This window comes from Actinoplanes ianthinogenes (genome assembly GCF_018324205.1).
Taxonomy (GTDB): domain Bacteria; phylum Actinomycetota; class Actinomycetes; order Mycobacteriales; family Micromonosporaceae; genus Actinoplanes; species Actinoplanes ianthinogenes.
On sequence record NZ_AP023356.1, the window covers coordinates 1,221,787 to 1,234,495 of the forward strand.

The 12,709-nt window shown below is 72.1% G+C and carries 10 protein-coding genes; 2 read left to right on the plus strand and 8 right to left on the minus strand.

Translation table 11 applies throughout. The features are described from left to right. Window positions 1–37: 37 nt before the first annotated feature. Window positions 38–2,977 carry a glycine--tRNA ligase gene (locus tag Aiant_RS05600; RefSeq protein WP_189335926.1) on the plus strand — a complete coding sequence of 980 codons (2,940 nt, stop codon included), beginning with the start codon at window positions 38–40 and terminating at the stop codon, window positions 2,975–2,977. 129 nt (window positions 2,978–3,106) lie between these two features. Here Aiant_RS05600 and Aiant_RS05605 read toward each other — a convergent pair whose 3' ends face one another. From Aiant_RS05605 to Aiant_RS05615, 3 genes are all read right to left on the minus strand, one after another. Further along, the gene (locus tag Aiant_RS05605) at window positions 3,107–3,778 is read right to left on the minus strand and encodes a DUF2306 domain-containing protein (protein WP_189335925.1); all 672 of its coding nucleotides are present in this window, start codon (window positions 3,776–3,778) and stop codon (window positions 3,107–3,109) included. A gap of 78 nt (window positions 3,779–3,856) precedes the next feature. After that, complete coding sequence (locus Aiant_RS05610) at window positions 3,857–4,507, minus strand: response regulator transcription factor (RefSeq protein WP_189335924.1); 651 nt, start codon at window positions 4,505–4,507, stop codon at window positions 3,857–3,859. Then, the gene (locus Aiant_RS05615) at window positions 4,504–5,619 is read right to left on the minus strand and encodes a sensor histidine kinase (protein WP_189335923.1); all 1,116 of its coding nucleotides are present in this window, start codon (window positions 5,617–5,619) and stop codon (window positions 4,504–4,506) included. The genes Aiant_RS05610 and Aiant_RS05615 overlap by 4 nt, the downstream gene beginning before the upstream one ends. A gap of 190 nt (window positions 5,620–5,809) precedes the next feature. Between Aiant_RS05615 and Aiant_RS05620 the strand changes: the two genes are divergently transcribed. Beyond that, the gene (locus Aiant_RS05620; RefSeq protein WP_189335922.1) at window positions 5,810–6,907 is read left to right on the plus strand and encodes a glycerophosphodiester phosphodiesterase; all 1,098 of its coding nucleotides are present in this window, start codon (window positions 5,810–5,812) and stop codon (window positions 6,905–6,907) included. A gap of 57 nt (window positions 6,908–6,964) precedes the next feature. On the opposite strand, the gene Aiant_RS05625 is transcribed toward Aiant_RS05620, so the two are convergent. From Aiant_RS05625 to Aiant_RS05645, 5 genes are all read right to left on the minus strand, one after another. Continuing rightward, window positions 6,965–7,276 carry a hypothetical protein gene (locus Aiant_RS05625; RefSeq protein ID WP_189335921.1) on the minus strand — a complete coding sequence of 104 codons (312 nt, stop codon included), beginning with the start codon at window positions 7,274–7,276 and terminating at the stop codon, window positions 6,965–6,967. 13 nt (window positions 7,277–7,289) lie between these two features. Continuing rightward, on the minus strand, window positions 7,290–8,525 hold the full coding sequence (locus tag Aiant_RS05630; RefSeq protein WP_189335920.1) for an inorganic phosphate transporter: 1,236 nt from the start codon (window positions 8,523–8,525) through the stop codon (window positions 7,290–7,292). 270 nt (window positions 8,526–8,795) lie between these two features. Beyond that, entirely contained in the window at window positions 8,796–9,701 is a 906-nt protein-coding gene (locus Aiant_RS05635; protein WP_189335919.1) for a sugar phosphate isomerase/epimerase family protein, read from the minus strand. A 153-nt stretch (window positions 9,702–9,854) separates the two neighbouring features. Next, a complete protein-coding gene (locus Aiant_RS05640) occupies window positions 9,855–11,150 on the minus strand; it encodes an aspartate aminotransferase family protein (protein WP_189335918.1) in 1,296 nt (431 codons plus the stop codon). A 17-nt stretch (window positions 11,151–11,167) separates the two neighbouring features. After that, window positions 11,168–12,532: an aminotransferase-like domain-containing protein gene (locus tag Aiant_RS05645; RefSeq protein WP_189335917.1), complete on the minus strand. Its 1,365-nt coding sequence runs from the start codon at window positions 12,530–12,532 to the stop codon at window positions 11,168–11,170. Between the last annotated feature and the right edge of the window lie 177 nt (window positions 12,533–12,709).

Genomic DNA, 12,709 nt, shown 5'->3' on the forward strand with positions numbered 1-12,709 from the left:
ACAGCGGTTGCCGTCGGGCGGGTCCTAGACTTCGCGCATGCTCACCATGCAGGAAGCTCTGGCCCGCCTGACGGCATACTGGACGGAGCAGGGGTGCCTGATCGTCCAGCCGATGAACACCGAGGTCGGTGCGGGGACCCTGAACCCGGCCACGTTCCTGCGGGTGCTCGGTCCCGAGCCGTGGCGGGTGGTGTATGTCGAGCCCTCGGTGCGGCCCGACGACTCGCGGTACGGGGAGAACCCGAACCGGCTCCAGACGCACACCCAGCTCCAGGTGATCCTCAAGCCGGACCCGGGCAACCCGCAGGAGCTCTACCTCGGCAGCCTGGCCGCGCTCGGCATCGACGTGGCGGCGCACGACGTGCGGTTCGTCGAGGACAACTGGGCCTCCCCCGCGCTCGGCGCCTGGGGGCTGGGCTGGGAGGTCTGGCTGGACGGGCTGGAGATCACCCAGTTCACGTACTTCCAGCAGGCCGGTGGGCTGAACCTCGATCCGGTGTCCGTGGAGATCACGTACGGCATCGAGCGGATCATCATGGCGCTCCAGGAGAAGCAGCACTTCAAGGAGATCGAGTACGCGCCGGGGGTCAGTTACGGCGAGGTGTTCGGGCAGGCCGAGTACGAGATGTCCCGCTACTACCTGGACGACGCCGACATCGAGGCGAACCGGCGGCTGCTGGAGCTGTACGCCGGCGAGGCACAGCGGATGATCGACGCCGGGCTGCCGGTGCCCGCGCACAGTTACGTGCTCAAGTGCTCGCAGGCGTTCAACGTGCTGGACTCCCGCGGCGCGGTCTCCACCGCCGAGCGGGCCGCCGAGTTCGCCCGGATGCGCCGGCTCGCCGGTGAGGTCGCCAAGCTGTGGGTGGCCCGCCGCAGCGAGCTGGAGCACCCGCTCGGGCTGGTCACCGCACTGGACCCGGCTCGGCCACCGGCCGCCGCGCAGACCGGGGACCAGCCGCGCACCCTGGTGTTCGAGATCGGCGCCGAGGAGCTGCCGCCGGCCGAGCTGCGCAACGCCCGCGAGCAGGTGCTGCGCCTGGTCACCGAGGGGCTGGCCGGGACCCGGCTGGAGCACGGGGAGATCCGGGTGTTCGGCACGCCGCGGCGGCTGATCGCGGTGGTGCAGGCGGTGGCCGCCCGCGAGGATGATCACATCCGTACGGTGAAGGGGCCGAAGGTCCAGGCGCCGGAGAAGGCGATCGAGGGTTTCGCCCGCGGGCAGGGTGTGTCCCGGGAGGACCTGGAGACCGAGGAGATCAACGGCGTACCCCACCTGGTCCTGCGCAAGCACGAACCGGGACGCGCGGCGCCGCAGGTCCTGGCCGACGTCCTCGCGAAGGTCGTCGGCGGTCTGCGTTCCGCCAAGAACATGCGGTGGAACGACCCGAAGCTGGCCTTCAGCCGCCCGCTGCGCTGGCTGACCGCGCTCTGGGGCGACGACGTGGTGCCGGTCGCCGTCTCCACCCTCGCGGCCGGCCGGCAGACCCGGCTGCTGCGCACCGCGGTCCCGCCGGTCGCCGAGATCGCCTCGGCCGAGACGTTCCTGGAGACGCTCGGCGTCAACGGCATCGTCGCCGACCACGAGGACCGCCGCGAGCTGATCGTGGTCGGCGCGCAGGACCTGGTATACCCGGACGGGCGGATCGACGTGCGGGGCGAGGCCGCGCTGATCGACCAGATCACCGACCTGGTGGAGCAGCCTCTGCCGCTGCTCGGCACGTTCGACGAGGGCTATCTGACGCTGCCCGACGCGGTGCTCACCACGGTGATGCGCAAGCACCAGCGGTACCTGCCGGTCCGCGACGAGGACGGCAAGCTGCTGCCGATGTTCGTCACGGTGGCGAACGGGCCGGTCGACGTCGACCTGGTCCGCACCGGCAACGAGGCGGTGCTGCGGGCGCGGTACGAGGACGCGCGCTTCTTCTACCGCGCCGACCTGGATACCCCGCTCGCCGACATGAAGGCGAAGCTGGATCGGCTCACCTTCACCGACAAGCTCGGCTCGATGGCCGACCGGGCCGGCCGGATCGGCGCGCTGGCCACGCTGCTGGGCGAGCGGCTCGGCCTCGGGTCGGCGGCCCTGGACCGGGCCGCCGAGCTGGTCAAGTTCGACCTGGGCTCGCAGCTGGTGACCGAGATGACCAGCCTGGCCGGGGTGATGGCGAAGGATTACGCGCTGCACGCCGGGGAGTCGCGGGCGGTCGCCGAGGCGGTGTTCGAGGCGGAGCTGCCGCGGAACACCGGCGACGCGCTGCCGCGCACCATCCCGGGCGCGCTGCTGTCGCTCGGCGACCGGCTCGACCTGGTGGCCGGGCTGGCCGCCACGGTGGGCCTGCCGACCGGCTCCAGCGACCCGTTCGCGGTCCGCCGGGCGGTGCTCGGCCTGCTCGCCCTGCACCGCTCCACCCCCGAGTTCGCCGCGCTGTCGCTGGTGGACGCGCTGGCCCTGGCCACCCAGCCGGTGCCGGTCAGCGGCGAGGTGCTCGCGGCGATCGGCGAGTTCCTGGCGAAGCGCCTGGAGCAGGCGCTGACCGAGGAGGGCCATCCGGTGGACCGGGTGCGGGCGGTCCTGCCGCACTTCGCCCGGCCGTCGGTGGCCGACACGCTGCTCGCGCAGCTCGCCGTCGCCGTCGAGGACGAGGCGTTCGCCGCGGTCGCGGCGGCGATCCAGCGGGCCCGGCGGATCGTCCCGGACGGCACCACGGCGTCCTACGACGTGGCGGTGCTCAAGGAGCCGGCCGAGCTGGCACTGCACGACGCGGTCACCGCCGTCCGCGCCGGCCTGGACGGCTCGGCGGACCTGCCCCGCTTCGTGGCCGTGACCGGACAGCTGGTCGCGCCGGTCAACACGTTCTTCGACGACGTGCTGGTGATGGCCGACGACCCGGCGATCCGGGCGGCCCGCCTCGGCCTGCTCGCCGCGGTCCGCGACCTCGGCGACGGCCTGCTGGACTGGCCCCAGCTGCGCCTCTGACACCTGTCGCGGCCGGCCTCCCCGTCCGGGCGGACAGCGCCACGCGCTGCCGGAGATCCCCGGGCGGGGTCAGGCCGGGCGGGGTCAGGCCGGACGGGGTCAGGCCGGACGGGGTCAGGCCGGACGGGGTCAGGCCGGACGCGAGACATGCGGGCGGGGGCGGCCACGGATGATCCACTCGGCGACGAGGATGTTGATGAGCCAGCCGGCGAGCATCGCGGCCGCGCGGCCGGTCACGCCGGGCGTCACCCCGGCGAGGGCGAACGGCAGGTGGGTGAAGACCTGGGTGCCCGCGCCCTGGGCCAGCGCATAGGCCCGGATCATCCACGCCCGGTGCCCGGCGATGTCGCGCCGGCGGATCGTCAGCACGGCCAGGACCAGGGACGTGAGCATCGCGGTGCCGACGATCAGGCGGGTGACCTCGACGACCAGGCCGTCGACCGGTGGGACGTCGTAGAACACGGCCATCCACATGCCGCTGACCGCGACGATCACGCCGGCCGCGACCAGGACCCGGCCGGCGATCCGGTGCCAGGCCGGGCGGCGCCGCCGGAACGCCGGGGCGAACTGGAACGCCCCGGCCAGGCAATAGAGGATCGCGGCGAGGATGTGCGCCACGACCGGCAGCGGCATGGCGAAGAAGCGCGCGTTCTCCTCGGTGACCGGCGCGTTCGTCGCCAGCTCGCCGAGGCGGGCCGCGCCGGCGATCGAGGGCACCAGGCTGAGCGCGATCAGGCCGGCCGGGATCCGCCAGCCGCGCCGTTGTCGCCGCCGGGTGCCGAGTACCGCGTTCGTCGTCATGCGTCGATCGTCGCGGCCGGCGCGCCCGGGCACACCCGCCCGGAGACCGGTTCGAAAACCGTACTTAAGACGGATGCGTCAGCGGCGGCCGGTCTCGTAGGCCCAGATCGCGATCTCCACCCGGTTCCGCGCGCCGAGCTTGGTCATCAGGCTGGCCACATGGGTCTTCACCGTGCTCAGGCTGATGTACAGCGCGGCGGCGATCTCACTGTTCGTCCGGCCGGCGGCCACCGCGGCGAGGACCTCCTCCTCCCGCTCGGTGAGTGGCTCGACCGGCTGGCGCAGCCCGCCGCCGGTCCCGCCCCGGGCGAAGGTCTGCAACAACCGCGCGGTGACCGCGGGCGCGATGATGGCGTCCCCGGCGGCGGCCGCCCGGATCGCCTGGGCCAGCAGTTCCGCCCCGGCCTCCTTGAGCAGGAAGCCGCGGGCGCCGGCCCGCAACGCCCCGTAGACGTGCTCGTCCAGGTCGAACGTGGTGATCACGACGACGGCGAGCGGGTCGGCGACGCCGGGGCCGGCGAGCTCCCGGGTGGCCGCGATGCCGTCCACCCCGGGCATCCGGATGTCGAGCAGGCAGACGTCCGGGCGCAGCCGGCGGGCCAGCTCGACCGCCTGGTGCCCGTTCGCGGCCTCGGCGATCACCTGGATGCCCGGCTGGGCGTTCAGGATCATGGTCAGGCCGGTGCGGACGATCTCCTGGTCGTCGGCGACCAGCACACGCACGGTCACGCCGGCAGCACCGCCTCGACGTACCAGCCGCGGTCCGGGCCGGGACCCGCGGTGCAGGTGCCGCCGAGGAGCTCGGCGCGCTCCCGCATGCCGCTCACGCCGTACCCCGAAGCGGTTGAACTCCCGGACCGCGGCGGACCGTGCGCCGCGCCGTCGTCATCGACCCGCAGCCTCACCTGCGCGCCCTCCGCCGCGACCCGGACCGTGATGCGGGTCGCGCCCCGAGCGTGCCGGCGGGCGTTGGTGATCGCCTCCTGGGCGATCCGGTACAGCGCCGCCCCGACCGGCGGCGCGACCGCACCCAGACCGGCGCCGACCTCGATCTCCACCCGCGGCCCGGCACCCTGGGCCAGATCGGACAGATCGGCGAGGCGGGGCGCGTCCGGCTCGTCGGTGCGCAGCGCGCGAACCACGGTACGCAACTCGGTCAGCGCCTCCTTCGCCTCGCTCTCGATCAACCGCAGCGCGGCGGCGGCCGCGTCCGGATCAGTGCCCGCGGTGGCCAGCCCGGCCTGGGCGCGGATCGCCATCGCGGAGACATGATGCGCCACCGTGTCGTGCAGGTCGCGGGCGAGGCGCTCGCGCTCCCGCAGGCGGACCTGGTCCAGCTCGCGGGCCCGGGCGCCGGAGCGGTAACGGGCCGCGGCGCCGAGCGCGAGAACCGCGACGGTGAGCGCCGTCCCGCCGACCGTGTCACTCGCGTCGACCTGCCCGACCCCGAACGACACCAGCTGCTTGACGACGATCACCGCGAGCCCCAGCGCGGCCTCCCGCCCGGAGCCCCAGCGGAACAGCGCGTAGAGCAGCACCAGCAGGTAGACCAGCGAATACTCTTCCGGCGGCACGTTACCGGTGAAGACCGGCGCGATCAGGGTCACCGCGAAGGTGACGGTGACCGCGAGCAGCGGCCGGCTGCGCCGGATCAGCAGCATCGGGGTGAGGCCGACGGCCAGCACCACGGCGGCCACCCGGTGCGGCATGTCAGGACGAAAGACGCTTTCCAGTACGGCAGCAGCGGCGCACACCGCGACCAGGAGCCAGTCGCGCCAGGTCAGCGGAGGGCAGCCGGGCGGACGGGGTTCGGCCAGGAAGGAGCGGAGAGGGCCGGGCACGCCCCGATCGTACGGTCCGGCTTTTGTCGGACCGAGGCCCCATGGTCGGCCGCTGACCGGCCGCTGAGCATTGGCCGGGCGTTTGCGGACACGCTACGAGATCGTCGCTCGGGCGACGAATGCGTCACCTGGACTGCCTGTCGGTGCATCCGGCCGCGTGGGCCGGACCCGGGACTTCGTGGAGGAAATCGTGGCAGATCGCCGTCAGGTGCTGCGCTTCGGCGCGGTGGCCGCCGCCGCCCCGGCGCTGGGCGGAGCCGTCGCGGCCCCGGCGTTCGCCGGGCAGCATCACGACAAGCCGGCGAAAACCCTCGTCGTCGGGCATCGGGGCGCCTCCGGTTACCGCCCCGAGCACACCCTGGCCTCCTACGAGCTGGCCGCCCGGATGGGCGCCGACTACATGGAGCCCGACCTGGTCAGCACGAAGGACGGCGTGCTGGTCTGCCGGCACGAGCCGGAGATCGGCGGCACCACCGACGTCGCCGCGCACCCGGAGTTCGCCGACCGCAAGCGCACCGTCGTGCTGGACGGCGTCAGCGTCACCGGCTGGTGGACCCAGGACTTCACCCTGGCCGAGCTGAAGACACTGCGCGCCACCGAGCGGATCCCGGGCGTCCGCCAGCACAACACCCTGTACGACGGCCGGTTCGAGGTGCCGACCTTCCAGGAGTTGCTCGACCTGCGCAAGCGGCTGAACAGGGAGCTGGGCCGGGACATCGGCGTCTTCCCGGAGACCAAGCACCCGACCTTCTTCCGCGGCATCGGCCTGGAGCTGGAGACCCCGCTGGTGAAGATCCTGCGCCGCAACGGCCTGGACCGCCGCGGCGCGAAGGTGTTCATCCAGTCGTTCGAGGCGAAGAACCTGGAGAGGCTCGCCGACCACTACCGCGTCGAGGTCCCGCTGGTCTTCCTGAGCAGCGCGTCCGGCACCCCGTTCAACGACACCCGCACCTACGCCGACTACCTGAGCCCGGCCGGTCTCAAGGAGCTCTCCGAGTACGTCGACGGCCTCGGCCCGGACAAGAACCAGATCATCCCGCGCAACCCGGACGGCACCCTGTCCACCCCGACCGCCCTGGTCACGAACGCGCACCATGCCGGCCTGAAGGTGATCCCGTACACCTTCCGGGCGGAGAACAGCTTCCTGCCCACCGAGCTCAAGGTCGGCACCGACCCGGCCGGGTACGGCAAAGCGATCGACGAGCAGGTCACCTTCCTGCGTACCGGCATCGACGGCCTCTTCACCGACCAGGCCGACATCGGCGTCCTGGCCCGCAGCCTCGCCTGACCCGGAACGCGGTGCGGCCCGGCGGTTCTGCCGCCGGGCCGCACCTGTTCCTAAAAGTTACTTGGGGACGATCGTCGGGTAGATGTGCTCGAAGCTGAGCTTGTTCCCGAAACCGGTCGCCACGATGAAGGTCAGGCCGAGCAGCACGCCGGCCACCACCACGGCGAACAGCACGTACCCCAGGGCGGTGCCGACCGGCCGGCGCTTGCCCGGGGTGACCCCCGTGGCGTCGACCGAGGCCTCGCCCGCGCCCCAGGCCAGGGAGCGGATGCCGAGGGCGAAGAGCACCGGCAGCCCGGCGCCGAGGAGCAGCCCGGCGAGCAGGACCTGCCACGCGCCGTTGAGCGCGAATCCGAGGTTGTTCGTCATCTGTCCGCTCCGCTCAGTTCGCCGCGACCATGGGCACGGCCGGGGTGGCCGCCGGGTCCGCCGCCGGGGCGGCCTCCCAGTCGTCGTTGACGTTGTCGTGGTCGACGTGCTGGCCGCGGGACCGCAGCCACATCCCCACCGAGGCGGCGACCAGCAGCAGGGCGACCACGATCGCGCCGGCCATGCCGCCGATGCTGTGCCCGATCCACCACATCGCCGCGCCGATCAGGCCGGCCGCCGGCAGGGTGATCAGCCAGGCCGCGACCATCCGGCCGGCGACCGCCCAGCGGACCGTGGCGCCGGGCCGGCCGATGCCGGAGCCGAGCACCGAGCCGGTGGCGACGTGCGTGGTGGAGAGCGCGAAGCCGAGCTGGCTGGAGGCCAGGATGACGGCGGCGGCGCCGGACTGCGCCGCGGTGCCCTGCGCCGGGCTGATGTCGGTGAGGCCCTTGCCGAGGGTGCGGATGATCCGCCAGCCGCCCAGGTAGGTGCCGAGGGCGATGGCGACCGCGCAGGCCACCTTGACCCAGAGCGGGATGTTCTTGGTGTCGCTCCAGTCGCCGCTGGCGATCAGGGCGAGCGTGATGACACCCATGGTCTTCTGCGCGTCGTTGGTGCCGTGCGCGAGCGAGACGAGCGAGGCGGAGCCGATCTGGCCCCACTTGAAGCCCTTGTCGGTGAACCGGGCGGCGATCCCGTTGGTGACCTTGAAGATCACCCAGCTGCCGGCGATGGCGATCAGCGCGGCGATCACCGGGGAGAGGACGGCGGGCAGCAGCACCTTGCCGACCACGCCGTCGAGCTTCGAACCGTCGCCGTTCCAGTTGACGCCGGCCCAGCCGAGGCCGGCCACGGTGGCGCCGATCAGGCCGCCGAAGAGCGCGTGGGAGGAGCTGGACGGAAGCCCGACCAGCCAGGTCAGCAGGTTCCAGACGATACCGCCGACCAGACCGGCCAGGATGATCAGCAGAAGACCGTTCCCGCCGTCGGCGAGCAGCTCGGCCTTCGGCGCCCCGCTCTTGTCCTGGATCTTCACGACCGCGTTCGTGACTGTCAGCGCGACCTCGACGGAGAGGAAGGCGCCGATCAGATTCAGCACACCGGAGAGGGCTACGGCGGTTTTGGGCCGCAGGGCCTTGGTCGCGATGGAGGTGGCCATCGCGTTCGCCGTGTCGTGGAACCCGTTGGTGAAGTCGAAGGCGAGTGCCGTCACGACCACCAGCGCGAGGATCACGGATGTTTCAGTCACGCCGTGATCGTGAATGGTCAACAGGGGTTGCTGCCAGAGGGGGAACGCAACATGTACAAGGTTCCGCTCTCGTTAACCTGCTGTTTCCCTAAATCTAGCGCTGAGTGTTGATCAAACTACTTTGCGTGTCTGTCAACAAAGGATTGGTGAACATTTACCTATCAATAGCCCTCCCTCAATCTGGACATAACGGACTGTGTTGCGCGCGTGTTACCTTTGACGACCTGCCCGGAATGAGCCTTTTCGCCCGATTCTGGAGAGCCCGGGACGTCAGAATCGCAGACCTTCGAGGTACGCGTATCCGCGCCGAGCCGTGACCAGGGCGTCGGCCGGAGTCCGCGGCGCCGTGCCGGCGTCGTCGCGCTCGACGATGTACTCGACCAGGCCCGCCTCGCGAGCGTGCCGGAAGATCCGGCCGAAGTCGATCAGCCCGTCGCCCGGGTCGGCGAAGCTGCCGGCCACGTTCAGGTCCTTCACGTGCACCTGCCGGATCCGGCCGCGGTGCTCGGCGATCAGGTCGACCGGGTCGTGCGCCCCGCGGAACGCCCAGAACAGGTCCACCTCGAGGTGCACCAGGCGCGGGTCGGTCTCCCGGGTGAGGATGTCGAATCCGGTCAGGTCGGTTCCGTCCTGCCGGAGGAACTCGGCCTGGTGGTTGTGGTAGCCGAAGTCGAGCCCGGCCCGGCGGGCCAGTTCGCCGGCCTTGTTCAGGTCGCGGGCGAAGGCCCGGTAGACCGCGGCGTCCCGGATCGGGCCGTTCGCGCCCTGCCCGAAGAACGGGTGCACGACGAACCGGTTGCCGACCACGGCGGCGTCGTCGAGCGCGCGCTGCCAGGTGGCGGCGTCGAACGGCTGCGGGATGCCGACGTGCCCGGAGGTGGCGCGCAGGCCGGCGGCGTCCAGCGCGGCGCGGAACTGCGCCGCGGTGCGCCCGACGAATCCGGCGTGCTCCACCCGGGTGTAACCGATCGCGGCGAGCGCGGCGAGGGTCCCGCCGAGGTCGATGGCGAGCTGGTCACGCAGCGTGTACAGCTGGACGCTGATCCGGTCCTTCGGGACGCGGTGCGACGATCCGCCCCGGCCCGCGACGGCGGCTCCGGGAACGGCGACGGTGCCCGCGGCGCCCGCCGCGACGGCAGCGCCGAGCAGGTGGCGGCGGCTGAGTGACGGCGACATGGCGGCCCCTATCGATAGATCGGCATGCATGGGGGACGTTACCGAGAGGTTTCGTCTGCGGTGAAGCCAAGTTTCTTCAGAACAAGCGAAAGTTCGCGAGCCGGAGACAAAACGAAGCGCCCGGCACGAGGGCCGGGCGCTGGTGAAAAACGGTCAGGCGATGCGGGACTCCGCGTCGGCGGTGGCGATCGCGTCGAGCAGGATCGCCAGTCCCTCGCGGGCCTCCTCCTCGGTCAGGGTGAGCGGCGGCCCGAGCCGCAGCACGTTGCCGTACAGGCCGCCCTTGCCGACCAGCAGACCGTGCTCGCGGCACAGATCGAAGACACGTAGCGTGACCGCGGGATCGGGTTCCGTGGTGCCCGGGCGGACGAACTCGAGACCGATCATCAGCCCACGGCCGCGGACTTCACCCAGGATTTCGTACGACAGATCGCGCAACCCGCCGAGCAGGACGGCGCCCACCCGCCGCGCGTTGCCCTGCAGGTCATGTGACAGCACGTAGTCGAGAACCGCGTTCCCGGCCGCCGCGCTGATCGGGTTCCCGCCGAACGTCGAGAAGCTGATCGCCGGCACCGCGTTCATGATCTCGGCCCGGCCGACCACCCCGCCGAGCGCGAACCCGTTCCCGATCCCCTTCGCGAAGGTGATCAGGTCCGGGGTGACACCGTGCGCCTGGTAGCCCCAGAAGTGCTCGCCGGTCCGGCCCCAGCCGGTCTGCACCTCGTCCGCGATCAGCAGGATGCCGTGCTCGGCGAGAACCTTCCGGTACGCCCCGAGCAGCCCGTCCGGACCGTGCACGAACCCGCCGACCCCCTGGATCGGCTCGGCGATCAGCCCGGCCACGTCCCCGGCGGTGACCGTGGCGAGCACCTCCCGCAGGTCGTCGACGGCCGCATCGATCAGATCACTGTCGGACATCCCGGCCATCCGGCCGCGGAGCCGGTCGGCCGAGGCGAGCCAGTGCACGGTGAGCGGGCTGAGCGAGCTGGACGACCAGCTGCGGTGCCCGGTGATCGCCATGGTGGCGAAGGTCCGGCCGTGGTAGCCGTTCTTGATCGCCAGGATCTGGTTGGACCGGCGCGCGTTGGTGGCGAACAGCAGCGCCGACTCGTTCGCCTCGGTCCCGGAGTTGGTGAAGAAGACCCGGGCGTCCGGGATGCCGGAGAGCCGGGCGATCTTCTCGGCCAGCTCGACCTGCTGCCGGATCAGGTACAGCGTCGAGGTGTGCGCCACCCCGGTGTCGAGCTGGGCGCGCACCGCGTCGCTGATCTCGGCGATGTCGTAGCCGACCATGGTGGTCAGCACGCCGCCGAAGAAGTCCAGGTAGGAGCGTCCGGTGGCGTCGGTGACCCGGCGACCGGAGCCGGCGACGATCTCCAACGCGTCGTCGCCGTAGTAGACGGGCATCCAGCCGGGCATGACCGCCCGGTGCCGTTCCAGCAGGGACATCCGAACCTCCACAATCCTCAGCGCCAGCCGTGGGGGTGTCCACGGCCACGCGCGCCACTTCCACGGTTGGCCGGGAAGGCGGCCGCGGCGAGCGCCCCGGCCAGGTCGTCGTATCCGTCGGCCACCAGCCCGGCGGTGAGGCGCAGGTGGTCGCTGCCGAGCGGGGTGACGCAGAACGGGGCGCCGGGCGCCGCCGCGATGCCGTGCGCGGCCAGGGCCACCATCGCGTTCTGCTGATCCGCGACCGGCATCCACAGGTTGATCCCGTCGGCCGCGCCGGCCGGTACGCCCCGGATGCGCAGCGCCGCGAGCAGGGCGGTCCGGCGCGCCGCGTACGTCGTGCGGGCCACCGCCACCTGCGCCGCGACCTTCTCGTCGGTGAGCAGGTCCAGGAGCACGCCCTGGAGCAGCCGGCTCGACCAGCCCGGCCCGAGATGCCGCCGGTCGATCACCTGGTCGACGATCGCGGCCGGCCCGCCGAGCGCGGCCAGCCGCAGGTCGGGCCCGTGCGACTTGGAGAACCCGGCCACGTGCACGGTCCGCCCCGGCAGGTGCCGGCCCAGGCTGACCGGCGGCGCGGCCGCGATGTCCCCGGCGTGGTCGTCCTCCACGACGAGCAGGCCGGGGGCCTCCCGCAGGATCCGGGCCAGGGCCGCGGCGCGCGCCGGGGTCATGCTGACGCCGGTCGGGTTCTGCGCCCGGGGCTGGAGGAACAGCGCCACCGGTGGCCGGGAGACGACCAGGTCGCGCAGGATCGACGGGTCCATCCCGGACTCGTCCAGCGGCACGCCGATCACCGTGGCGCCGAGCGACTGCAACAGGTCGAGCAGCGGCGGGAAGGCCGGGTTCTCCACCAGCACGCGGTCGCCGTAGCGCACCACCGCGGAGGCGACCCGGTCCAGCGCGTCCATGGCGCCGTCGACCACGGTCAGCCGTTCCGGCCGGAACGGCCAGCGCTCCCGGAGCACCGCCTCCAGCTCGGGCAGCACCGGCTCGTCGAGGTAGCTGCCGGCCCAGCGACCGTCGCCGATCCGGCGCAGCGCGTCGCTCAGGTCGGGCAGCAGGGCCGGGTCCGGCACCCCGGTGGAGAGGTCGCAGGCGAGCGCGACCGGTGGCCGGCCGAGCCGGGAGAACCGGGGCATGGCGGGACCCGAGACGTAGGTCCCGGAGCGGCCGCGGGTCTGGATCGCGCCGGCCAGCGTCAGGTTCCGCCACGCCTCGCTGACCGTGGTGGGGCTGACGCCGAGTGACCCGGCGACGGCACGCACGGTGGGCAGCCGCTCCCCCGCCGGCAATCGACCGGCGGTGATCAATCGGCTCACGGCCGCGGCGATACCCCGGGCGCTGCGGTCCTCGACCGCCCCGGTGATCAGCGGAAGCAAATTACCTCTCCGAAACAATCGGTTACGTATCAGCAATTGTTCGCTTGAATGTGTGTCGTTAGTGTCCTACGGCATCCAGCGCTGCAAGGCAAGGCCTAGCGCAGGTGGTACTACCCGGAGTAGACACACGATCACAGGCGCATGTCTTCCGAGAAGATCAATTACGGAGGGGCCGCA